This window comes from Paenibacillus rhizoryzae (assembly GCF_059686995.1).
Genome location: NZ_JCAALT010000009.1, coordinates 153,129 through 176,594, shown reverse-complemented (window position 1 = coordinate 176,594; position 23,466 = coordinate 153,129). Strand labels below are relative to the sequence as shown.

Annotated in this window: 27 protein-coding genes; 21 read left to right on the top strand and 6 right to left on the bottom strand. The window is 49.9% G+C overall.

Annotated features, from left to right (window positions below):
• Window positions 1–7 precede the first annotated feature (7 nt).
• The 5 genes from AC6ESO_RS24835 to cuyB all read left to right on the top strand — a co-directional run bounded on the left by AC6ESO_RS24835 (window position 8) and on the right by cuyB (window position 5,233).
• Window positions 8–715 (top strand): NAD(P)H-binding protein, encoded by a 708-nt coding sequence (locus tag AC6ESO_RS24835; protein WP_497093744.1) that lies wholly within the window; start codon window positions 8–10, stop codon window positions 713–715.
• A gap of 32 nt (window positions 716–747) precedes the next feature.
• A complete protein-coding gene (rluF, locus tag AC6ESO_RS24830; RefSeq protein ID WP_494822309.1) occupies window positions 748–1,443 on the top strand; it encodes a 23S rRNA pseudouridine(2604) synthase RluF in 696 nt (231 codons plus the stop codon).
• Between the two features lie 266 nt (window positions 1,444–1,709).
• The gene (locus tag AC6ESO_RS24825) at window positions 1,710–2,891 is read left to right on the top strand and encodes a carboxylate--amine ligase (RefSeq protein ID WP_494822308.1); all 1,182 of its coding nucleotides are present in this window, start codon (window positions 1,710–1,712) and stop codon (window positions 2,889–2,891) included.
• Between the two features lie 82 nt (window positions 2,892–2,973).
• Window positions 2,974–4,458 (top strand): Mur ligase family protein, encoded by a 1,485-nt coding sequence (locus AC6ESO_RS24820; protein WP_497093743.1) that lies wholly within the window; start codon window positions 2,974–2,976, stop codon window positions 4,456–4,458.
• 73 nt (window positions 4,459–4,531) lie between these two features.
• Window positions 4,532–5,233, top strand: coding sequence for a cysteate racemase (gene cuyB, locus AC6ESO_RS24815; protein ID WP_494822306.1), 702 nt, complete (start codon window positions 4,532–4,534; stop codon window positions 5,231–5,233).
• A gap of 61 nt (window positions 5,234–5,294) precedes the next feature.
• Here cuyB and motB read toward each other — a convergent pair whose 3' ends face one another.
• Together motB and motA are read right to left on the bottom strand one after the other, a co-directional pair.
• Window positions 5,295–6,110, bottom strand: coding sequence for a flagellar motor protein MotB (gene motB / locus AC6ESO_RS24810; protein ID WP_497093742.1), 816 nt, complete (start codon window positions 6,108–6,110; stop codon window positions 5,295–5,297).
• Window positions 6,094–6,894: a flagellar motor stator protein MotA gene (gene motA, locus AC6ESO_RS24805; RefSeq protein WP_494821848.1), complete on the bottom strand. Its 801-nt coding sequence runs from the start codon at window positions 6,892–6,894 to the stop codon at window positions 6,094–6,096. Before motA ends, motB begins: the two co-directional genes overlap by 17 nt.
• A gap of 265 nt (window positions 6,895–7,159) precedes the next feature.
• Here motA and AC6ESO_RS24800 point away from each other — a divergent pair, with 265 nt between their 5' ends.
• From AC6ESO_RS24800 to AC6ESO_RS24790, 3 genes are all read left to right on the top strand, one after another.
• Window positions 7,160–7,453: a hypothetical protein gene (locus AC6ESO_RS24800; RefSeq protein WP_494821847.1), complete on the top strand. Its 294-nt coding sequence runs from the start codon at window positions 7,160–7,162 to the stop codon at window positions 7,451–7,453.
• Window positions 7,454–7,493: 40 nt separating this feature from the next.
• Window positions 7,494–7,799, top strand: a complete 306-nt coding sequence (locus AC6ESO_RS24795; RefSeq protein WP_497093758.1) for a 4a-hydroxytetrahydrobiopterin dehydratase — start codon at window positions 7,494–7,496, stop codon at window positions 7,797–7,799.
• Between the two features lie 156 nt (window positions 7,800–7,955).
• Window positions 7,956–9,206 (top strand): EAL domain-containing protein, encoded by a 1,251-nt coding sequence (locus AC6ESO_RS24790; RefSeq protein ID WP_497093741.1) that lies wholly within the window; start codon window positions 7,956–7,958, stop codon window positions 9,204–9,206.
• A 95-nt stretch (window positions 9,207–9,301) separates the two neighbouring features.
• Here AC6ESO_RS24790 and AC6ESO_RS24785 read toward each other — a convergent pair whose 3' ends face one another.
• Window positions 9,302–9,505, bottom strand: a complete 204-nt coding sequence (locus AC6ESO_RS24785) for a DUF378 domain-containing protein (RefSeq protein ID WP_494821845.1) — start codon at window positions 9,503–9,505, stop codon at window positions 9,302–9,304.
• A gap of 129 nt (window positions 9,506–9,634) precedes the next feature.
• The gene (locus AC6ESO_RS24780; RefSeq protein WP_497093740.1) at window positions 9,635–10,141 is read right to left on the bottom strand and encodes a GNAT family N-acetyltransferase; all 507 of its coding nucleotides are present in this window, start codon (window positions 10,139–10,141) and stop codon (window positions 9,635–9,637) included.
• A gap of 153 nt (window positions 10,142–10,294) precedes the next feature.
• Here AC6ESO_RS24780 and AC6ESO_RS24775 point away from each other — a divergent pair, with 153 nt between their 5' ends.
• From AC6ESO_RS24775 to AC6ESO_RS24765, 3 genes are all read left to right on the top strand, one after another.
• A complete protein-coding gene (locus tag AC6ESO_RS24775; protein ID WP_497093739.1) occupies window positions 10,295–11,143 on the top strand; it encodes a sulfurtransferase in 849 nt (282 codons plus the stop codon).
• Between the two features lie 227 nt (window positions 11,144–11,370).
• Window positions 11,371–11,850, top strand: a complete 480-nt coding sequence (locus AC6ESO_RS24770) for a MarR family winged helix-turn-helix transcriptional regulator (protein ID WP_497093738.1) — start codon at window positions 11,371–11,373, stop codon at window positions 11,848–11,850.
• Between the two features lie 19 nt (window positions 11,851–11,869).
• Window positions 11,870–12,253 (top strand): VOC family protein, encoded by a 384-nt coding sequence (locus tag AC6ESO_RS24765; protein WP_497093737.1) that lies wholly within the window; start codon window positions 11,870–11,872, stop codon window positions 12,251–12,253.
• Between the two features lie 96 nt (window positions 12,254–12,349).
• On the opposite strand, the gene AC6ESO_RS24760 is transcribed toward AC6ESO_RS24765, so the two are convergent.
• Window positions 12,350–12,748 carry a VOC family protein gene (locus AC6ESO_RS24760; protein WP_497093736.1) on the bottom strand — a complete coding sequence of 133 codons (399 nt, stop codon included), beginning with the start codon at window positions 12,746–12,748 and terminating at the stop codon, window positions 12,350–12,352.
• 193 nt (window positions 12,749–12,941) lie between these two features.
• On the opposite strand from AC6ESO_RS24760, the gene AC6ESO_RS24755 reads away from it, so the two are divergent.
• From AC6ESO_RS24755 to AC6ESO_RS24720, 8 genes are all read left to right on the top strand, one after another.
• Window positions 12,942–13,595, top strand: coding sequence for a response regulator transcription factor (locus AC6ESO_RS24755; protein ID WP_497093735.1), 654 nt, complete (start codon window positions 12,942–12,944; stop codon window positions 13,593–13,595).
• Between the two features lie 2 nt (window positions 13,596–13,597).
• Window positions 13,598–14,995, top strand: coding sequence for a sensor histidine kinase (locus AC6ESO_RS24750; RefSeq protein WP_497093734.1), 1,398 nt, complete (start codon window positions 13,598–13,600; stop codon window positions 14,993–14,995).
• A 70-nt stretch (window positions 14,996–15,065) separates the two neighbouring features.
• Entirely contained in the window at window positions 15,066–15,584 is a 519-nt protein-coding gene (locus AC6ESO_RS24745; protein ID WP_497093733.1) for a hypothetical protein, read from the top strand.
• 201 nt (window positions 15,585–15,785) lie between these two features.
• On the top strand, window positions 15,786–16,550 hold the full coding sequence (murI, locus tag AC6ESO_RS24740) for a glutamate racemase (protein WP_497093732.1): 765 nt from the start codon (window positions 15,786–15,788) through the stop codon (window positions 16,548–16,550).
• A 162-nt stretch (window positions 16,551–16,712) separates the two neighbouring features.
• Window positions 16,713–17,408 (top strand): response regulator transcription factor, encoded by a 696-nt coding sequence (locus tag AC6ESO_RS24735; protein WP_497093731.1) that lies wholly within the window; start codon window positions 16,713–16,715, stop codon window positions 17,406–17,408.
• Window positions 17,398–18,855 (top strand): sensor histidine kinase, encoded by a 1,458-nt coding sequence (locus AC6ESO_RS24730; RefSeq protein ID WP_497093730.1) that lies wholly within the window; start codon window positions 17,398–17,400, stop codon window positions 18,853–18,855. The genes AC6ESO_RS24735 and AC6ESO_RS24730 overlap by 11 nt, the downstream gene beginning before the upstream one ends.
• Before the next feature lie 80 nt (window positions 18,856–18,935).
• Window positions 18,936–20,057: a TolB family protein gene (locus tag AC6ESO_RS24725; protein WP_497093729.1), complete on the top strand. Its 1,122-nt coding sequence runs from the start codon at window positions 18,936–18,938 to the stop codon at window positions 20,055–20,057.
• Window positions 20,058–20,248: 191 nt separating this feature from the next.
• Entirely contained in the window at window positions 20,249–20,575 is a 327-nt protein-coding gene (locus AC6ESO_RS24720) for a YciI family protein (protein ID WP_497093728.1), read from the top strand.
• A gap of 42 nt (window positions 20,576–20,617) precedes the next feature.
• Here the strand turns inward: AC6ESO_RS24720 and udk are convergent, their stop codons facing one another.
• Window positions 20,618–21,247, bottom strand: coding sequence for a uridine kinase (gene udk, locus AC6ESO_RS24715; protein ID WP_497093727.1), 630 nt, complete (start codon window positions 21,245–21,247; stop codon window positions 20,618–20,620).
• A gap of 175 nt (window positions 21,248–21,422) precedes the next feature.
• Between udk and AC6ESO_RS24710 the strand changes: the two genes are divergently transcribed.
• Window positions 21,423–22,784: a helix-turn-helix domain-containing protein gene (locus tag AC6ESO_RS24710; RefSeq protein WP_497093726.1), complete on the top strand. Its 1,362-nt coding sequence runs from the start codon at window positions 21,423–21,425 to the stop codon at window positions 22,782–22,784.
• 45 nt (window positions 22,785–22,829) lie between these two features.
• Window positions 22,830–23,333 carry a VOC family protein gene (locus tag AC6ESO_RS24705; RefSeq protein ID WP_497093725.1) on the top strand — a complete coding sequence of 168 codons (504 nt, stop codon included), beginning with the start codon at window positions 22,830–22,832 and terminating at the stop codon, window positions 23,331–23,333.
• Window positions 23,334–23,466: the final 133 nt, after the last annotated feature.

Genomic DNA, 23,466 nt, shown 5'->3' with positions numbered 1-23,466 from the left:
GATAGGCATGGAGGCATCGGCGCCGTACAAAGCGCTGCTGGTTGGAGCTACCGGTCTTGTGGGCGATTTACTACTGAGGCAATTGCTGCAAGACAGTAGATGCAGTGCCGTTACCATTCTCGTCCGTAGGCCGCTCCGTCCTGCTGCAGGCGAGATGGGCTCGGACAGAAAGCTGACGGTCATCACAGCTGACTTCGACCGCATGGATGAGGCACTGGCCGGTGTGGAAGCGGATATCGTATTCTGCACGCTGGGCACAACGATTAAGAAGGCAAAGACGCAAGAAGCATTCCGTCAGGTGGACTTGGAGTATCCGGTGGCGCTTGGGGAATGGGCGGAGCGGCATGGGGCGGCTAAGATGATCATCGTCTCCGCCACGGGAGCCAGTGCATCGTCCTCGATCTTCTATAACCGGGTCAAAGGCGAGATGGAGGCCCAGCTTGGCACGCTTGGTTTAAGGGAGCTGCATATCCTGCGGCCTTCTCTTCTGCTGGGGAAGCGGGAAGAGTTCCGGTTAGGGGAGCGGGCCGCAATCTGGCTTAGTCCGCTGCTCAAGCTCATTATGCAAGGCGGGCTTCGTAAATACCGGCCTGTTGAAGCAGCGGATGTGGCGGCATTTATGGTGAGCCTAGCGGCTGCGGCTGCAGTCCCGGAAGCGGGAACTTTCGTAAAAATCTATGAAAATGACGCAATACAAGCTAAAATACAGCTATAAGAAGCACTTTTCATGCGGGGTGAACACGGCAGTTGAGGATTAACAAGTTTATTAGCGAAACAGGCTACTGTTCCAGACGTGAAGCAGATAAGTTGGTAGAGAGCGGCCGCGTTTCCATTAATGGCGTCACTGCTGAGCTTGGCAGCCAAGCGGAGCTGGGTGACGATGTACGGATCGATGGGAACGTGATCGGCGAGCAGAAAGGCCACGTTTATATTGCACTGAACAAGCCGGTTGGCATTACAAGTACAACGGAGTCGCAGGTTGAGGGCAATATTGTCGAATATATCGGGCATCCGGAGCGGATTTTCCCGATTGGCCGACTGGACAAGGATTCGGAAGGGTTGATCCTGCTTACGAATGATGGCGATATCGTCAACCGAATTCTCCGGGCAGAAGGCAAACACGAAAAGGAATATATCGTGACCGTAGACCGGCCTGTCACGCCAAGATTTCTGAAGGCGATGAGCGAGGGCGTTCGTATATTAGGCGCGATGACGCTGCCTTGTAAGGTAGAGAAGGAAGGCGACCGCGTATTCCGGATTACGCTGACCGAAGGAAAGAACCGCCAGATTCGGCGGATGTGCCAGACGTTCGACTATAATGTTAGGAAGCTGCGCCGCGTTCGGATCATGAATATTCATCTTGGCCAACTGGCGACGGGCAAATGGCGTGACCTCACGAATAGCGAGCTGAAGGAGCTATTTACACTGCTCAACTATCAGTAAAGTTCGACGGTTTCCCGGGAAATAATAAAGAAACCAACATCGTCCGACAATGAGGTCGGCGGTGTTGGTTTCTTGTAAATCTAAGCAACGTGTAGGAGTCACTATACGTTGCTTAGACTCGTTTAAACGGTCGATTTTACCTTTATGGCAAGCAATAATAACATTTGTAATCCTAGAATACATGAAGTAAAATTATAAATGATTGTCACCGCTTTGCATAGAGGTATTTATAAAAAAATATATTCAAACAGGATGTGCGTTTGTTAATGAGCAACAAGGCCGTCATATTGGGATGTAATTATTATATAGGTTTAAGCACGATTCGTTGCTTAGGGATTCACGGCATACATACGGTTGCTGTCGATTATACGGATAAAAACACGTACGCCGTGAAGTCCAAATATTGCTCGGAGCGGCTGATTGCGCCTCATTATAAAGAAGACCCGAAAGGGTTTATTCAATTTCTGAAGGATTATGCGGACAAGCAGAGCGTGAAGCCCGTTCTCATTCCTTGCCACGATTCCTATGTAGAAGTAGTGGACGAGTATCTCGATGAGCTGAGAGAGAGTTTCTTGATCCCGCAGACGGAGAAAGGCCTCTATACGAAGCTGATGAACAAGGAAACGCTGCAGCGGATCGCACTGGAGATGGGTGTTGCGGTGCCGGAGACGGTGCGCGTTGGCGAAGACAATTTTCAAGAGAAAATCGATACGATTATTCAATATCCATGCATTATCAAACCCGTTGATTCGCCTTCATTCGTAGCGAAATTCCGCAAGAAGCTGTTCAAGGTGAATAACCAAGCGGAGCTGGAAGCGGCGATTGCACGATCGCATGAAGCGGGCCTTGAAGTTATCGTACAGCGCATCATTCCGGGCTTCGATGATCATATGTATACGTTCGACGCCTATATGAACCAGGATGCGAAAGTGACGCACTGGGTAACCTGCCAGAAATTCCGCCAGTATCCGATTAACTTCGGCGCTTCCGTATATACGGGACAACGGTATGTTCCTGAGCTGTATGACCTGGGTGCCAAATTCTTCGAAGCCGTGAAGTTCAAAGGTTTCGCTGAGATCGAATTCAAGAAGGATGCCGTTACAGGCCAATTCTACTTAATCGAGATTAACGTTCGGATTACGAATTTGAATAACTTGTTGTTCCGCACGGGCGTGAATATTCCTTACATTACGTACCGCGAGCTGACAGGCTCGCCGCTTCCTCCGCATGCGGTTAAGAAGGATACGAATCTTGTATTCTGGTACGCGTATGAGGATCTATTGGCAGTCCGAAATTATATCAAGACGAAGCAGCTTACCGTTGGACAAGTTATCGCCTCTTACTTCAAGCCGAAGGCGCATGCGATCTGGGATTGGAAAGATCCGAAGCCGGCTTTCGCGTTCCTAGGCATGCTTGCAGGCAAAGCATTTGGCAGATTCAGCAGATGATCGACGATCGATTACAAAGCAGGCACTACTTTAAGACGGACGTCAGCGTGGTGCTTTGCGGGTAGAAAGAAGGATTCATTCTATGACTAGATTACAGGAGCTGCTTCAAGCGACCGCGATTATCGAGTCGTTCCAAGCGGAGGATCTCACGATCACCGGCATTTCTTATCATTCACAGAAGGTGTCGCCGGGACACCTATTCGTCTGTATAACAGGCTATAGCACGGATGGTCACAAATATTTGCGCGATGCGGTTAAAAGCGGCGCGGTTGCTGCAATCGTCGAGTACATTCAAGAGGATGTGCCGATTCCGCAATATGTCGTGCCTAACAGTCGCATTGCGATGGCGCAGCTGGCGGATGCTTACTTCGGTCATCCGTCCTCGAAGCTGAAGATGATCGGGATTACGGCTACCAACGGAAAAACAAGCACGACCTATATGACCAATGCGATTCTGGAGCATCATGGTCTCAAGACCGGTCTAATGGGTACGGTTGTAATCAAAATCGATGATGTAAAGATCCCATCCGAGCTGACGACGCCGGAATCGCTTGATTTGCAGTCTTACCTAGGGCAAATGGTCGAGCGCGACGTGACGCATGTCAGCATGGAAGTTTCTTCGGCGGCGCTGGAGTCGCACCGTGTAGAGACGGTGGATTACGATATCGTTTGCTTCAATAACTTAAGCCGCGAGCATATTGATTCTCATGGAACGTTCGAGAATTATTTTGAAGCTAAGGCGGGCTTGATTAAACGGGCTGGCGAGCATAGCCATGCGGTTCTTAATTTGGATAACGAGTATTCGGCCTCGCTAGTGGACAAAACGCGCGCGAAGGTCGTGACGTACGGACTGAAGAGCGAAGAAGGTACGCTGCACTGCAAGGATCTAGATTTGTCGACCGGGCGTGCTAAGTTTACGGTAGAAATCAGAAAGCCATTCGAAGGAGACGGAGTCGCGTACACGCCTAGCGAGTTCCGCGTAGAGCTGCGCATTCCGGGGCTGCATTCGGTCTATAACTCCATGGCGGCTATCGCAATCGCACTGCTGTGCGGCGTTCCGATTGCAACCATTCAAGAGACGCTACGGACTTTTGGCGGAGTTGAGCGCAGGTTCGAGTTTATTCACGAGGATGAGTTCATCATGATCGATGATCATTTTGCCAATCCGGGCAATATCGACGTGACGCTGGAAACGCTGCGGTACATGGACTATGAACAGTGCCACTTTGTCTATGCGATTCGGGGCAATCGGGGTCCGATCATTAATCGGGAGAACGCAGAAGCGATTGTGAAATGGATGAACCGTCTAGAGATGAATGAAATTATCGCGACGCGCAGTGAGTCCCACGTGAACAAGAACAATACGGTTTCCGACGAGGAAGCGGATGTGTTCATGGAAGTGATGGCGGAAGCGAACATTGACGTGAAGCTGTATCGCGAGCTGCCGGATGCCATTTCCTACGCGCTGTCCAAGGCAGAACGTGGTGATTTGATTCTGCTGGCGGGCTGCCAGGGGATGGACCCCGGAGCAGAAATCGCATTAAAGCTGCTGAAGGATTCGAAGTAGGCGGTTTCGGAGCAAGGCCAAGAAGGGTAACGAATAACGAACGCTATAGATTAACTCATATAAAGTAGGTTGAATGATGGAACAGAGAAGTCGGTTAGGTGTACTAGGCGGAATGGGGCCGAAGGCGACGAGCGTATTTATCGATCAAATTATCGAAAGTACGGTTGCAGACAGAGATCAGGATCATATCGATATGGTCATACTCAATCATGCTTCGCTTCCGGATCGAACTCATGTCATTCTTGAGAATAGTCCCGAACAGTTTCTGCGTGAGATTGAGAAGGATATCCGGCTGCTGGAATACGCAGAGGTATCCAATATCGCAATTCCGTGCAACACTGCGCATTATTACGTAACCGAGATGCAGCAGATGACGCAGATTCCAATCATCAACATGGTTGAGGAGTCGATCAAGGTCATCCACGAGGCTTACGGCGACGGCTGTAAGGTCGGCATTCTCGCAACGAACGGGACGCTGCACAGCGGTATCTACAGTGAATCCGCACGTAAGCACAAGCTGGTGCCGCATCTGCCGTCGGATACGATGCAGCAGCAAATTATGAATATGATCTACAAGGATATCAAACGCGGCGTTCAAATCGACCCGCAGGAGCTTGAGGATATCATTCATCAGTTGATTACGGAAGATGGGTGTCAGTGCATTATTATCGCTTGCACGGAGCTGTCGATTGTTCCGCTTAGTGAAGGAACGAAGCAGCATTGCGTCGACGCGATGGACGTGCTGGTGAAGCGCTCCATCGAGCTGTCACTATAACGCCTCGCAGGGCATAGAAAAACCGTCAGGACTTAGGGGTCCTGACGGTTTTTTTGTTGTGTTATTTGCTCGCGGGCACGGATACGGTTGCGTCTTTGCTGGCATCCGTATACTTCCTAATAATCGAAACTTCAACGCGGCGGTTCTTGGCGCGTCCTACGTTGGATGTGTTCTGCGCAATCGGACGGTACTCGCCGAAGCCGATGGTGCTGAAGAGATGCGGATCCAGCTTTTTATTCAGAAGCAGGATGTCCATGAAGCGGATCGCCCGCATGGAGCTTAGCTCCCAGTTCGATTCGAATTCTTTATTGTTGATCGGTACATTATCGGTATGGCCGGATACTTTCACTTCATAATCCGGATACTTCTGCAGCATGTTGGAAATTTCAACGGCCAGCTTGCGCGATTCCGGCTTGACCTTCGCACTGCCCGGTGAGAACAGGGAGCTGTCGGAGATCGTAATGGTCAGCTGGGATTGGTTGAGCTTCGTGTCGAGCTGCGTAGTCAGGCCATTCGTCTTAATGTACTGGTCTACTTGTTTCTTGAGCTTCTCGAGGTCTTCTTGCTCTTTCTGCTTCAGAGCCTCAATGTCTTTCTTCTGCATATCTTGATTGGCCTCGCGGCGTCTGGTTTCATTTGCATCTTCAAACTGATTGGCGTTGCTGATGACCGCTGATTGCTCCAGTACGCCAATACCGCTGCTAAACGCGATGTTGAAGGCTTTGCTCATATCTTGAAATTTCTTCGAATCGGTTGAACTCATCGCATACAATACGATAAATAAGGCGAGTAATAGGGTAAGGAGATCGGCATACGGAATTAGCCAGGTTTCATCGGCATGTTCCTCGTGATGTTCACTTTTATGCTTTTTGCTCAACGGCCTCTGCTCCCTTCTGACTCAGTTTAATACGTTCGGTCGGTGTCAAGAAGACCGAGAGCTTCTGGTTAATCGCGATGGTAGAAACACCGGATTGAATGGAGAGCAAGCCTTCCACCATCATGAGGCGCAGTTCAACCTCACGTTTGGAAAGACGCTTGAGCTTATTGGCAATGGGGTGCCATAATACATAACCGGTGAATATACCTAGAAGTGTAGCAACAAACGCGGCTGCGATCGCATGGGCGAGCTTCTCCATGTCGCTCATATCGGCAAGTGCCGCGATGAGGCCGATTACGGCGCCGAGAACCCCGAGCGTAGGTGCATACATGCCGGCTTGTGAGAAAATAAGAGCTCCCGCACGGTGGCGTTCTTCGGTAGCGGCAATATCCTCGAGCAGCACATCGCGTACGAGGTCTTGGTCGTTACCGTCTATGATCATTCTCATGCCGTTACGCAGGAACATATCTTGGATGTCGTCTACTTTGGACTCCAGTGCAAGAAGACCCTCGCGGCGTGTAATTGTTGCCCATTCCATGAAGAGGGCGATTACTTCTTCGCGCGGCAGCAGGTTCTGCACAGTGAAGATCATTTTGATCAATTTCGGGAATTTCTTCAGTTCGTTCAGTGGGAAACCGATGAAGAGTGACGCTGCGGTTCCGACAATGATAATCAAAAATGCAGCGGGGTTCACTAGATTGTGGATCGGGGCGCCTTTCAGCGTCATACCGACAAGAACGGCGATGAGGCCGAGTGCGATACCAATTACAGTAGATTTTTCCATGACACACCTCGTCTAATAAGATAATAAGGACATTGTAGACCGACCTAATCGGTTATGCCCCAGAGAACGGGAGACAGCTTCAGACAATCTGATGTGTCAGACTGACAAAATGAAAAGAAATTAGGGCAACTCTATCTCTATTTATTATCGTCAGAATGAGCGCTCAGATTAGAGCAAAATGGATGTTTTAGCAGTTTTCATCCGATTTCGTGTAAAATGAAGACATAAGAGGCGAGAATAAGAGATGAAAGTGGGGCATTTGGAAATGGGAGTAAAACATGCAAGGGAATACAGCGATATTCTGGGCGAGTTGGCGGAGGCGATGCATTCGATCGGGGACGGCTATTTGTTCTTCGAAATGGAGACAGCCGATTGGGAGGAGCTTGAGGAAGCGCAGCGTAAAGAGTTAATGGAGGCGCTCGCAGATGACGTGTTCTATGCGCTAGGTGAGGAGCCTGTCCTACATGTAGGCGGAGGTGTAGTGGCCTACCGGCCAAAGCATCACATTATTGAAGTGTCGGTGGATCAGAAGGAAATTCGAATCATCCGATTAATCTGAGGTTGATTCTGAGTGATGGGGAGGCGCGCTATTGGGTAAAATGGAGAAAATGCAATCCGAAGCGGCAGACGAAGCCATTGCAGCACTTCCCGGCTGGTCGCGCCAAGATGAGAAATGGATGCATGGGAGCTACCGGTTTGGCACTTTCGTAGAGGCGATTGCTTTCGTGGGGAAAGTTGCTGAAATTGCGGAGGCGATGAATCATCATCCGTTCATTGGCATCGATTACAAGAAAGTAACGCTGCGTTTGACGACTTGGCATGCGGGGGGCTTGACGGAGCTCGATATGCAGTCGGCAGCACGTTATAATGAAGTTTATCGGACGTCGATTCCCGGGAACGGGTAATCGGCGTTTTTTTGCGTTGCAAGTATCCTTTTACTGGGTGATCTGTAAGTGATGTGGATGGAGACTTTACAAGCTATTGCGGCTACCTTACAATAGGTGCAACTAGTTATGTGAGAAAATGTGACATCATATTCCAAGATTCGGGGAGCTACGGTGATGGCGGAAGCGCAGCGCATGCAATTTGGCTTGCATGAGGATATATACAAGGATATGATCAGTCGACTTGTTCCTTATTATCAGCCGATTCTCGCGCTTGATACGAGGCGTATTATGGGCTATGAGGCGCTTGGTCGTATTCGAGTGGGTGAGGGTGTACGGAGTGTCGGGCCATTCTTCGCGGATAAGACGGTGCCGATGGCGGAGCAGATTCGGGTGGATCGAATTTTGCGGGAGCAGGCGTTGATGAAGTTTGCGGCAGGTGATCCGGAGCACGGGAAGCTGTTCATTAACTTGAAGCCTTCGTGGATCTATCAGACCTATGTGGCAACCGGGGAGCTTCCGACACTGCAGCTGCTTGATAAATATAAGATCGACCCGCGGCGAGTCGTCATTGAGATTACGGAAGAGTCCTTTCTTGGGCCTATGGAGCAGCTGCGTGCAGTCGTTGATTTGTATAGGGATTATGGCTGCCTAATTGCGATTGATGATGTGGGCAGCGGGTTTAGCAGCATTGACCGGATCGCCCAAATTCAGCCGCATATCCTGAAGATCGATATCCATATGCTCCAGAAGAGCGAGTGCCACAGCGGTTACTACGGCGTCATGCGTTCGTTCTCCACGCTAGCGGATCAAATCGGCGCTTCCTTGTTGGTGGAGGGTGTGGAAACAGAGCAAGACCTGCAGCGGGCGATTGAGATCGGTGCGCGTTATGTGCAGGGGTATCTGTTCTCGCCTGCGGCGGCTGCTTTCCGGCCGGCACTGTCATTCGCAGGGCTTCTTGAAGCGGGGCTGGATCGGAGCAGGGCACGATTGCTTCATGCGGAGCGGCATTGGAGTGCGGAAGCGGAGCGGCTGCAGCTGGCGGTTGATCAGGTATGGGAGAGGAGAGTCGCCAGCCATGGGGACGATGCAGGTGATGACTTAATTGAAGAGCTGCTGGACGGTTTGGCGGATTCGCCTTGCATTCGCCTCTATCTGTGCAGCAAAGACGGCATTCAGGTGAGCGCTAACTATCAACGGGTCTGCGATGGCGGGTGGAGCAAAGAGCCGCATTATCGCGGGCATAATTGGAGCTGGCGGCCTTATTTTATCCCGTTATCCGCTCAGTTCGCAGATCGGCCTCAAGCGATGGTTTCGCAGACGTATACGGATCTTGATTCCTTCGATCGCATTCGGACCATATCCGTACCGGTGGGCGGCAGCTGTATTCTGTTTCTGGATGCGGCCGAGCTTGAAGGCGAACGCTAAATAGAAAAGAGCCCACCCCGCGCATGAGGCGCTTGGGACGGGCTCTTATTTTGTCCAGACGATTGAATATCCGCGTGGGTGCGGAAAGGGGGACGTTAGTCTTCTGCCGACACTTTGGAGAAGAAGGATAGGCTATAGAGAGCAGCTACCCCAACAATAATGTACACGATCTTGGCCCCTACGGAATCTGACCCGTCAAAAACTTCTGAAACGACATCATACTCAAATAGCCCTATCGCCAACCAGTTCAGGCCGCCGAGAATTAGGACTAATAAGCTGACGATGTTCAAAACTTTCATTGGACCCGCCTCCTTTAAAAGTAATGACTCGTGACACTACTACGGATATGCGGTAACGGAAGCTTTTAGCACGATAAAAAAGAAAGCGCTGACCGTCTGGGGCCGCGCTGCGGTAATAGTGGGATGTTGTTAGGGCATGTAGCACATGCAGTGAACGTCGACCGATCCAGTGGCCGTTTGCTTGGCATACGTGTCGGTAATGATGAATCCTGTGCGCTCGTAAGTGCGTATGGCGCGTGTATTCCAGACATGGACTTCAAGGTCGATTTCGTCGGTTGGCGCACGGTGGATGGCTTCGGCTACGATGGCTTGTACGAGTGGAATACCGAGTCCCCGGCCGCATAGATCCGGCCGTAATCCGAGCCCGATGCGCGTTACACCCAGCAGGGGAAAGAACTGCGCGAAGCCGACTAAGCGGCCGCCTTCGTTCGTCACCGCGGCATACTGCTGCTTCCGGATATAGGCGTCGCCAAACTCGATGCCGAGCTGCTGCATGATTTCCCAGGTGGACCAATTGTAGAAATCGTAGGGCGGTTCGTAGCGCCAGGTGCTGAGCTCTTCGGCTAATGCGTCGGATAGCGGCACAACGTTGAAGCGGGATTCGGCAGGCAGGGCTTGGTCAGTGGAAGCGGTCATAGATAGAGACTCCTCGCGGCGGAATAATCACAGATGGTGAACCCCTATATCGTAGCAGAATTGACGAAGCGGTGGAAGCGGGAGTGGAATCATGTATAATTTAAGGTACTGGAATCTAACTAATTGATGAGAATAAGGAAGGCGGCTAATAGGATGAAAAATATTGTATCGCTCAAATGGTTGCTCGCTCGCATGTATGAATCGGATATCGTGATCGTCGACTGCCGCTTCCAACTGGGCAAGCCGGAGTCCGGCCGTGAGGCTTATAACGAGTCGCATATCCCGGGTGCGGTTTATTTGGATCTGGAGAAGGATCTGTCTTCGGCGATTACGGAGCATGGCGGTCGCCATCCGCTGCCGGACATTGCGGAGCTGACAGGCACGCTTAGCCGAGCAGGCATTGGAAATGCTTCGCGCGTTATTGCCTATGACGATCAAGGCGGAGCCATGGCATCGCGTCTATGGTGGCTGCTAAAGTACCTGGGTCATGAGCAGGTTTTTGTGCTGGATGAAGGGTTCACAGCTTGGCAAAAGGCTGGTTTCCCTGTGTCGGCGGACCAAAAGATACTCATTCCGAGTCCATTCTTCGCGACGGTGCAGCATAACATGCTGGTTGAGGTTGACGAAGTGCAAGAGAAGCTGGGCAAAGCCGGCGTGACGCTTATTGATTCGCGTGAAGGCGCGCGTTATCGCGGCGAGGTGGAGCCGATTGACCGCGTGGCCGGTCATATTCCAGGCGCGATTAACCGCTTCTGGGCGGAAGGCCGCGGCGCGGACGGTCAGTGGAAGAGCGCCGAGGAGCAAGCGGCTAGATTCGAAGGACTGGCGAAGGACGGGGAGACGATTGTGTACTGCGGCTCCGGTGTGACGGCTTGTCCGAATGTGCTTGCGTTGCAGGAAGCGGGCTTTACGAATGTGAGGTTGTATGCGGGGAGCTGGAGTGATTGGATTAGTTATGAGGGGAATCCGATTGCGACTGGGGAAGAACCGAAAGGCGTATAGTAGTATGTGAAGTTTAATGCAGAGCACGGCGAGAGTGATGCCGTTGCTCTGTTTTTTTATGGGCCGAAGTCACACTTGCTTACTGAAAATAATGAAAGAGTGGTTGGACCGTAAATCAACGATCCGAAACCTGGATGGTTTTGTTAAATAATAGTTGCAATAGCATCCTATATCGCATATGATGAAATTAGTTGCAATAGCATTCTATTTGGAGAGGAGGAGTGAAATTGAGCGACGAACATTGGAGCCAGGATAACAATAGTGCTACGGAATCGCACGGCCACTATATCTCAGCCATCTATCGGCATATGCAGATATTGATCTCATCGGAGCTTGCACCCTATCGGATCGGGAGCGGACAGTATATTTTCCTAATGGCTATTGTGTCTCAAGAAGCAATCACGCAGAAGGCGTTAAGCGAGAAGCTGCTTATTGACAAGACGACGACCGCCAAGGCGATTGCCAAGCTGGAGGTGGAAGGATACGTGCGGAGGGAGATCGATCCCGCCGACAAACGCTACCAGTTGCTCTATCTGACGCAATCCGGACGCGAGGTGGTACCCAAGGTGCAGGAAGCGCTGGGACGCGTCAAGAACAAGACCCGCAAGAGTATAAGTGACGAGGAGTATGACTTGCTACTGGATCTGTTGAAGATCGTACTTCGCAATTTGAGCGAGCAGGTGGAAATGCCGGAGACAATCATTTGATCCTAAGGAGGACTTGAAGATGAATGTACTTCCATTTATTGTAGTAGAGAACTGCAAAGAGGAAATCAAATACTATCAACACGTTTTTGGCGGTGAAATAACGATTCTCCGAAAGCAAGGGGAAGAGGTGCTTAACGCGGACCTTCATGCGGAGGGGGTAACCCTTAAATTTGCCGATACTCAAGCGGCGAAGCCGACACTGAAAGGCGACTACGTGAGAATCTTTTTGAAAATCGATACGGAAGAAGAGTTCCGAAAGATTTATAGTGATTTTGCAGCCAATGGGACAATAAATACAGAAGTATATGAAGCTCCATTTAACGGACTGCTGGCGACCGTTACCGATCGGAATGGCGTGTGCTGGGTGCTGTCGTACTATCGTGGGGAAGTAAAAGCAAAGTAGAATGTGAAGGCTCATGCAGAGCACGGCGATAAGGATGCCGTTGCTCTGCATTTTTTTATTTGCCGAAGTCAACATCGAGGTGCGTATCTGAACCCATTAAGCCGGATTAACCGCGAAAAGCGAATGGATATTGCCCTCGGGATCGGCGAAAAAGCAGGCCGTATGTCCCCAAGGCTGGAGTGTCGGCTCGGTAATCGCCACGGCGCCCTTCGCGACGTATTGCTCGAACAGGTCATGCACGGCCTCGGGAGAATCGCACTCGAAATTGAGCTCGAAAGCTTGGCCTTGGCGACTGTTGAGGAAAGATGGATGGTTGTTCGTATTATCCGCCATTAAAGACCTCGAGCAGAATGCAAGTCGAACCCCGTCGTTCACCAACTCCACGTAATGTTCCTCTTCGATAGCCGCATGGAATCCGATCACGTTCTTATAGAAGCTTGCCAACGATGCGACATCATCGGCCAAAATAGTAATGCCCTCCAGCTTGACCCTCACTGCGATAACCCCTTTTCGTATAATGCCAAATTATACCGTATTTTTAATGGAGGAGATAGCACTGCGAGCCGGGGTTCTTCCACTCCTTTGAATGGATAAACTTTACTGGGGTAAGACTGTGGGATAAAGAATTTACAACTCCATGATAACTTTCGATTTCAGAATTGCTATCATGGCGTAGAGGTGTATGCTTATGGCGAAAATCCTGATCGTAGATGATGAGAAGGCCATTAATGATTTGATTGCCGTCAATTTAAAGATGGTCGGGCATGAGTATGTCCAATTGTATAGCGGAGATCAAGTATTGAAAACATTAAATGAGATGCATATCGATTTAATCATCCTGGACGTGATGCTGCCTGGCAGAGACGGCTTTGAAATTATGCAGGATATTGCGAAACGGGGCGTACCGGTTATCTTCTTAACGGCAAGGAATTCGGTTTCGGATAAAGTGTATGGCTTGGAGATCGGAGCAGAAGATTATATCGTTAAGCCTTTTGAAGCCGTGGAGCTGATTGCTCGTATCCATGTCATTTTAAGAAGAAACCAAAAGACCGCGCACGAATTTAGGCTGGATGACACCATAGTCGATTTGGAGAAGCATATTGTGACGGTTCATGGGCAAGAGGTCGAAATCACGAACAAGGAATTTCAGTTATTGGATCTGCTTGTGCAAAATAAAAATATCGCGCTATCCCGCGAGAAAATTATTGAGCAAACCTGGGGCTTCGACTTCTATGGAGAAACCAGAACCGTTGACGTGCATATTCAGAAGCTGAGAAAGAAGCTAAATTGGGAGAACCGGATCAAAACGGTTTATAAATACGGTTACAGGCTAGAGGTGTAAAGGTGAAATTCTGGCAGAAAACGTATCTGAGCGTGTTGATTGTATTTCTGATCGCCTTCGACCTCGGAGCCTACGCGCTTCTCAAAAAAAGCTACGAACTAAACGAACAATTGGATATCTCAAGAGGCGTGAGCGAATACGGGAGCATCCAAAAATCATTAAGCTATATCCTTCGCATTTATACGGAGAGCTCGGGAAGTACCAACTATGAATCGTTAATTACTAGTTTCGCGGCAAATTATTATAAAGAAGGTATCCTATTAGAGGTTTACCGAGCGGATCAATTGATCTTCTCCAATGCCTATCAGTTTGAAGGGAAGCGGGAAGAGCTGCACGGGGATCCATACCAATTCGTCTACAGAAAAATGGATGGCGAGCTATGGCTTTTTGTCGGCGGGAAAATGGAACTTCAGGATTTGAGATTGGTTATTTCGAGAAAATCGGATTATTTACAGGAATATCAAGTTACTTTACGGCAGTATTTCACGAAATTGAGCGTAGTGATTTCAATTATTTTGTCGGCAGCGCTTATTTTCCTGTTGTTTCAATTAACCGCGCCTATTCGCAGGTTGAACAAAGGCGTAAAGGCCATTGCAGCAGGAGCGTATGATCAACGAGTGAAAGTTGGAGGGAAGGACGAGTTTGGGGAATTAGCACAAGATTTTAACAGAATGGCCGATGCGGTTTCCAATCATATTGAAACGATCAAAAAGGCGAGCGAAGACAAAGAGATATTCATCAACAACCTCACGCATGAACTAAAAACACCGATTACGGCGATCAAGGGATACAGCGAGTTTTTGAATCATGCCAATTTTAATGAGGAAGAAAGGAAGATGGCAGTCCGTTATATCTATGAGCATATTGCGCGGCTGGATGTGCTCTCGGGAAAAATGATGCAATTGCTGTATTTAAAGAGTGAAAAGATTGCCATGGAGCCTGTCGATCTTGAAAATCTGTTCGCCTACGTGACCCATATGGAACGGCATCATATCGAGGCAAAGCAGATAACGGTAACACGTGAGTGCTCGGCCAACCTAGTCTATGGGGATCGGGAACTATTGCAGTCCCTGTTCATTAACTTAGTCGAAAATAGCATCAAAGCTTCCCCGTTCGGGGGAGAGATCCAATTGAGAAGTTACCCTCACGGTGAAGGCGTTGTGCTTGAAGTCTTGGATTATGGTAGAGGCATACCCGAGAAGGACATTGCGAAAATTACGGAAGCGTTCTATGTCGTGAACCGCTCCCGTTCCAAAGAACTGGGCGGGATCGGACTTGGCTTATCCATCTGCAATGAGATTGCCCAGCTCCATCATGCAACCATGCAAATCGAATCCAAAGAAAATGAATATACAAGGGTCTCCGTTTATTTTACAACTCCGTTACAACTTGAAGATTAGTTCATAACGCGGCTCCATTATAGTTGGTTTGTAGCTACGAAACACCACAAACTATTGGAGGGAATAAGAAATGAGTAAAAGGTTTATCACTGCAGCAATGACTCTGGGAGTAGCAGCCGTTCTGATTGCAGGAAACGGCGTTATTTCGGCAAATGCTTCTACAAATGCCGATGTTCAGAAGGTAAAGGTTATCGGCAAACATCAACAGCCCGATAGTGCTACCGAAATTGCTGGTCCAGGCTCAAAGCCGGGAATTATAAACAACGATTTGCCGGTAAACGAAAAGGAAGCGGTTGTGATTGCGGGGAAGGCGATTGAAGAAAAATTCAAGATTTCATTAAGCGGCTTGAAAATTTCCTACGATTTGGGCACTCGAGTAGACATGGAAGGAAAGTACTATTTTGTAACCTATGAAAATCAAAAATACACCTATACCGATGCCGAACTCATCAAAGCAAAGCGGGATTTAAAGGCAGGCAAAGAGATCGATATCAAGTGGAATGATATTTACGTTGCATTTGTAAACGCCGAAACCGGGGAAGTCGTTTCCGTTGAGAAGAATCCAACGGCAGCAGAAGGAGAATTTTAATTCAATACAATGAAACCTCTGTAGTTATTGGGGACATGAATCCCTTGGGTCGTATAAGTTTATACGACTCAAGGGTTTTTTATTGCCGGAGACAATGCGAAGTCATCGATGACGCCATGTCTGTTCTTGCCCTAGGGACTTCAATCGCGATATGCTGTAGGTATCATTATGACTACATCATTCGATAGGAATTGATCCCCTATGAAACTCGGTTTTTTCGACTCCGGAATTGGCGGGCTTACGGTCTTGGCGGAAGCGCTTAGGCTGCTCCCTGCTGAGGATTATCTCTATATGGCAGATACCACGCATGTCCCATACGGGACCAAATCGAAGGAAGAGGTGCAAACCTTCGTCTTTGAAGCTGTGGAGAAGATGATTCAGCAAGGCATCGATGCGCTTGTGATTGCATGCAACACGGCGACAAGCATTGCGATAAACGAGCTGAGAGAGCGGTACTCCTTCCCGATTGTCGGTATGGAGCCTGCCGTCAAACCGGCCGTAGAGATGAACCGTGCGACCGGCAAAAGGGTGCTTGTTTTCGCTACGCCTCTTACGCTGCAGATGCCTAAATACTATGCGCTTGTATCCCGCGTGGATCAAGATGGAATCGTGGATTCCCTGCCGTTGCCTGAGCTTGTCCAGTACTGCGAATCGCTTCAATTCGATAAGGAAGTCATGCGTGAATACTTCCTTGCTAAGCTTGAACCCTATAATCTTAACGACTACGGTATCATCGTACTGGGCTGCACGCATTATCCATTTTATACGGATATTCTCCGCGACGTATTGCCGTCCCATATTGAGATCGTCAATGGAAACGCTGGCACGGTTAGAAGGTTGTCGGCGTTGCTAAATCGCTATGGCATCGATACTGGAGTGGGGAGCGGAAATGTAACGTTCATGTGCACCGGCGGGGAAGCCGCATACATAGAAAAAATGAGGTTGGCGCTGACTCTCCTCAGATAAAGGTGCTTTAATTGGGACTATAATATTGAACTTGGTGTACATCACTTTGCTGCGATGTACTCTTTGTGCTGTAATGACGCAGTAAAATTGGATTTTTGGTTCCAGCCGGAAAGAGCTTATAATTGAAGCGCATGATAACGACATGAGGGCAGGTGTGAAGCCATGCAAGCAAAGATTATGGTCATCGAAGACGAAAAAGCGATCTCGGACGCGATCTCCTATGCCTTGAAGCGCGAAGGTTACGCAGTGGAGGTCGTTGATCGCGGGGATACCGCCGTAAAGCGTATTGGCGAGACGCGTCCCGACGCCATTATTCTCGATGTGATGCTGCCTGGCATGAACGGCTATGACGTGCTAAAGAAGCTGCAGGACAAAGGCGTAATCGGCGTAATTATGCTTACGGCCAAGGAGGACATTGTGAATAAGGTGCTCGGGCTGGAGCTTGGGGCCGATGACTATTTGACGAAGCCCTTCGACATGCGGGAGCTACTCGCGCGGCTCAAGTCCTTGCTTAGAAGAATACAGGCTGCCGGAGAGAAGAAGGATCAGAATGAGGTTCAGCTAGGCGGAGTGAAGGTGCACGTCGGCAGAAGAACGGTTATGGCGGGTGAAAGCAAGCTGGAGCTGACACCCAAGGAGTTCGATCTGCTGGCGCTGCTGGCAGCCAATCCCGACAGGGTGTACGAGAGAGAACAATTGCTGGACCTGGTATGGGGAATGGATTATTACGGAGGTACGCGGACGGTAGACATTCATGTGCAGCGGCTGCGCAAGAAACTGGGACCCGACTACGGAGACACCATTCAAACCGTCCATGGCATCGGCTATAGGGCGTCCGGAGGACACGGTGAAAATTAGCATTAAACTGAAGTTCAGTCTGTTCCTCGCCGGCCTTCTGCTGCTTACGGTATTTGTACTTAGCTTGCTGGTCTTGCAAGGTATCGATCGGAATCAGCGTGTACAGGCGGAGAGACTCCTCGCGCAGCAAGCCGAAACGGCGAACGTTTATTTCATCCAATCCATTATGGAGCAATCCAATAAAGTTCCACAGACTTTCCTGGAGACCAATGGCGCTGCGTTCGGCGAGCAGCTGCAACTGATTAGCGGGCAACCCGTCGTCTTGTACGATGGGAGCGGCTCCGTCATAGGGAGGAGGGTCGCGGCTCCTCCGTCTGGCAGCATCAAGCAGACGCTATCGTATGCGCTGAAGAACAAGACTGCTTATTTGGTGGAAGGCGATTCCATGTATTATTTGACTCCACTGCGCGCGGGGGGTGAACAAGTCGGCGTTGTCCAGTTCTATTATTCCCTTCGTGACCATCAAGCTTTCTACAATGAGATCAAGCAATTGTTCATCTATATCGGAGCAGGCGTGTTCGTGCTGAGCTTCCTCTTGGGCTACTTGTTTTTCTACTCCTTCGCTCGCAGCATCATTAAGCTGAATGATACGGTAGGCCGTATCCGGGATGGACAGTTCGCGGTGCCGGGCATGAAGCGGAGAGACGAGATTGGGGAGCTCAGCGCAGGAATTGCCGCCATGAGTGAACGTCTCATGGTCACGATGCGAGATAAGGACGAGGAGCAGGAGAAGCTGGCGCTTGCGGTTCGCAAACTATCGGAGCTGGATCGGCAGCAGAAAGAGTTCATCGGCAATGTCACGCATGAGTTCAAGACGCCGCTGACTTCCATTAAAGCCTACATTGATCTGCTCGACATGTATCCCGGTGACGAGGAACTGCTGGCCACAGCCAAAACCCATATCGCCGGAGAGACGCGGAGGCTCTACGAAATGGTGGAGAAGGTGCTGCAATTGTCCGCGTTGGAGAAATACGATTTTGAGTATAACAAGGAAAGGCTCGAGGTTCGGGGTACGATTGAGTCGGTACTGCAGAGGCTGAGGGGGAAAATGGACAAGTTCGGACTCACTCTGGAAACGGATTTGCACAAAGCTTACATAGAGGCCGATAGAGATTATATGAATATCGTGCTTGCGAACCTGCTGGACAACGCGATCAAATATAACAAGACGGACGGCTGCATCCGCGTAAGCAACTTCGTCAGGGACAAGAAGGTCGTCATCGAAATATCCGACACGGGGATCGGTTTTCCGGGCGAGGTCGCGGATAAAATTTTCGAGGCGTTCTACACGGTGGATCGGAACAGATCCAGGGAGCATGGCGGTGCCGGACTTGGGCTGTCGCTGGCAAAGCGATATGCCGAGACACAGGGAGGCAGCATCTCCATCGTGAAGTCGGATGACAGCGGCACGACGTTCCGAATTTCATTTCCGACACAATCCCGATAAGATTGTTTACAACTTGGAAACATCTCTTCGTACATTCGCAACATTCGGTTGGTATTGTAAGCATCAAGGAGGCGGTCACATTGAACAGATCAAAATTAGCCATCATGGCATGCGTACCCGCACTGCTGCTTGCCATTACCGCTTGCAGCGGAGATAACGAAGGAAATCGCCAGGTTATTCGAGAGCCGGGGAAAACCATCACCGTCATTGATAACGAAAGCAACAAGCCGGCGGCGGTACCGTCCATTACGGTCGGCGGCATCAGGCCGTACGAGAAGATGGAGATATTCGGCTGGCTGAACGAAGATACAATCCTTGTATCCAAGGAGAACGAATCATTGGCAAAGATGAAGCTGGAGGAACTGGCGGATTCCTATCCGCGCAGCTTGTACCGATTCAATCTGAAGACGGGAGAGCTCGTGCCCCTGAAGGAACAGGATAACGTGTTCTTGGGAGGCGGCAGCCTGTCTCCGGACAAAACACATCTCATCTACTCGGCGTATACGCTCGGCGATCCTGCTTATTATGTCATGAACCTGGAAACGCTGAAGTCGTTCGGCCTGGCTAATGAGCGTATTGGAGGAGCCATGAGCGCTGGATGGGCGGATGATGGCAGCATCATCGGTGCTTCTTATGCAGGCGGAGCTTACACGGCAACCACGAATGGAGATATTGCCGAACTTGACGAATTGAACGAAGGCGCACTGATAATCGTAGCCAAGCTCGGCAGCAGCGTCTATTATAACTCCAATGCGGATGAAGCGCTGAAGGTGCTCCATTTGGATACGAAGGAGATCAAAGATATGGGGCTCGGTTCCGTGGGCAGCGTCATTCCTTCGCCAGACGGTAAGCAGCTGCTGGTGAAGCAATACGAGGGCTCCAGGATAAAGCTAGTGCTGTGCGATCTGGATGGAGGGAACGCGAAGACGATTGCGGAAGGCGCGGAGCTTGGCGGGATTTCCTGGTCGGCGGATCAGCGGCTGATCGCATACAGCATGCAAGCGGAGGTAAGCGGCGCGACGGTCAAAGGCTTATACGTCCACGATCTTCTGTCTGATGAAGCGACTCGTATTGCAGCCGATGTCGAGAACGCCGTAAGCTCCTCGTGGAGCCCATCAGGCAACCAACTGTCCTACACCGTATGGAATGGCAACAGCTACGACAGCAGCGTCGTCGAGATCCATACGTCCTTACAACCCTAATAGCAGAGGTTCAATACAGAGCACGGCGAGCTAATTGCCGTTGTTCTGTTTTTTTATGGATAAATTCCTCATGATTGATAAGGATGAATTGGATGCTCGTATGGCTTGCATTTCAAAGGGGATTTGAGGAATGATAGGAATTGAGAGTCATGATATCAAACATAAACTCGAATAACGGAGGTTCTTTAGTAATGGCGGATAATACCACAAGCACAAAACCGGGGAAAACGCATTTCATGTTATGGTCAACGCCCCCTAGAGCAACTTTTCACCAGGATATGACCGGAGAAGAGCGGGAAGTTATGCATCGTCATATCGCCTATTGGACAGATAAACAGAATCAGGGGATTGCACTTGTGTTCGGACCGGTTTTAAAACCGAACGATCCTCATGGAATCGCCATCATCGAGGTTGAGAGTGTAGACCAAGTCCCGCAACTGATTGCTGAAGATCCTGCCGTTATTGCGGGATTGATGACGATGGAATTCTATCCAATGATGGCGGTTTTGCCGAAATAACCGCAATAAAAAAAGCCCTGGGGCAGTACCCCAAGGCTTTTTTTATTCCCCTATGCGTTCCGCGCCTAAATATTTCTCCGTCAAAATGGACAGCAGCCGAATACCCACTTCGTTCTGCCCGCCTTCAGGGATAATGATGTCGGCGTATTTCTTGGACGGCTCGATGAAGGCGTCGTGCATGGGCTTGACGGTCTGCAAGTATTGGTCATGGACGGATTGAATCGACCGGCCTCGCTCTTCGATGTCGCGCAGCACGCGGCGCAGAATGCGCACGTCGGGATCGGTGTCGACAAACACCTTGATGTCGAGCATCGCCCGCAGATTCTCGTCAGACAGCACGTGAAGTCCTTCAATAATGACGATGTTGTAGGGCATGAGCTTCTCGGTTTTATCTTTGAAGCGGGCATGCGTCGTGAAATCGTATATCGGTGCGTAGACCGTTTGTCCTTCTTTCAACAGTTTCAAATGTTCGACCAATAGATCGTTCTCGAACACGAGCGGATGATCGTAGTTTAGCAGCTCGCGTTCAGCCATTGAAAGATGGGGGTGGTCTTTGTAGTAATTATCTTGCGAAATAAACGTCACTTTGTCAGATCCGTGATGTTCGATGACTGAGCGTGCGACCGTTGTTTTGCCCGATCCCGTGCCGCCTGCAATTCCGATGATGAGCATGTCTGTCTATTGACCTCACTTCTGCGTAAATACATTGATTTCAGTATTGTAGCATAGAGACGGAGCGAATCACAAAACGCTTTGATTTCTGAGAATTTCGAACACATTGCCAGCATTTCCCTTTGCTATAATAGAAAACAAGAAGTCGTACCTGGCAGGTGATAAATTGACCTATGTGGATTCTGTGCAAAAGGTGATCGATTATATCGAGGCGAATCTGGACGAGGAGCTGGATCTCACCAGTCTTGCTGAAGAGTCTTACCTATCGGTTGCCCAATTATATCGGGTGTTCTATGCGCTTAGCGGACATCCAGTCAAAGACTATATACGCAAAAGAAGAATGAGTGTCGCTGCCAATCACCTGAGAAACTCGAGACGCACCGTGGAGGAGCTGGCGTGGGAAAGCGGGTTCGAGTCGTATCATGCCTTTGCAAAGGTGTTTAAGAAGATTGTCGGATTGACACCGGCCGCCTATCGCAAAGCCGACATTTACTTTAGCTTCGAGTCGATCCGTCTGCGCGAGCAAGTGGCGTACATGGAAGACAGGGAGCAGACCGACCGGTTTCCCGATGTGAAGGTAATCCGGTTTATGCCGGAGAAGGTGTACGCCTATTTGCACACTTCCAAGCATGAGGAAGGGATCGAAAATGAGGCTTACCGGGTTGTGAGTGAGAAACTTGCGGCAGGCGAGGTGGATAAGCCCATAAAGCCGCGAATTTTCGGTCACAATGTTGATCTTCCTGAATCAGACGGCGAGCCCCGTTATGGGTACAAGGTGTTTGTCGTGAGCGAGGGGGACCGTAGTATGGATCATGCCTTTACGGAGGAGCCGTTCGTCGGAGGCCTGTATGCTGTAAGAAAGACCGCTGCGCAATCTCCCAAGATCATTCAGGACGGATGGGATCGGCTGCTAGCGGAGTGGCTCCCGAAGAGCACATTTGAAAGGGGTACTCATCCGTACATCGAGGAGTTTATCGCATACAACGGCAAAGTCACAAGAATGAACTTGTATCTTCCCGTGCAGCGCAAGCTTCGGGACGAACGGATTGAAGTCGTTGATCTGACGAATTCAAAAGCCTTCTTTTGCAGGGGGCACGGGGCCGAAGCTGGGCAAATTGCCGAACAGCGATTGATCAATTGGTATGAGGGTAATTCTGACCGCGACCAATGGATCTCTGAAGGGAGGTATTATATGTCCTACCATTATAGTGCTGGAGATTCCGATGAATATTGGTGGGAGAACGGGATCCTTGTCTCTGAAGCGGGAGGCATGACATTGGCAGGGCTTGAGCAGAAGTTCATGGAGGCAGGGATATATGCTTGCTGTGTATCGAAGGCCTACGGGCAGTTGACCGGCGTGCTGGATAAGATGCACCGATGGATCTCGACGAACGACGATTACCGGCTCGACGAAGAGAGACAATGGTTCGCGGAGTATCACACGTTGCCGGGCATGAATATTGAGCGGGATGCCATTGTGAAAGTGTATATTCCTATTCGATCGGCGGTACGCCGGGTGGCCATTACATGTGGGTGAATCAAGATCGAAGATACTGCGATTACTGAGGAGAGTTGATAGAGAATGCAGAACGCCAAACGTAAAGAATCAAATCCGGAGGGCTACAGGCCGTTAATCGTGCCGAAAGCACTAAAAATCATAAATGGAGGCATTGCGATGAGCAACCAACTTCAAACGGAAGAAGGATTTCAATCGGCAAGTCCAATCAAGAACAGAGTCGGAAGCATTTTTGTCCCGGTACGGGATATCGAGAAGTCACGCACCTGGTATTGCCGGGTTCTTGGGCTAAATGAGGCTGATTGTGAAATTATGTCCGGCCACTTGTGCCCGCTGCCGATGGAAGGTACAGGCGTCATTCTGGACACGATGCCGATGTGGGGAGGCATAGAGCCGGGGGGAGCGCCATCGATCGAAACGCCTGCTTTTATGCTGATGACGGAGGACCTGCAAGGCTCGCTGGACTACATGAAGAAGCTCGGTGTCGATCTTGTAACGGAAATCGAACATGACCACTGGTTCGTCGTGAAAGACCCGGACGGCAACAAATTAATGATTTGCCGGGAATAAGTTGTATCTGACATCGCCATGGGGCTGCTTGCCCGGGCGATGTTTTTTATTGCTCGAAGCAAACAAAAATTTACAATAGACCGATTGCATTATTTCGGCAATAATAGTACCTTTTATTGGTAGAAGATTAAGC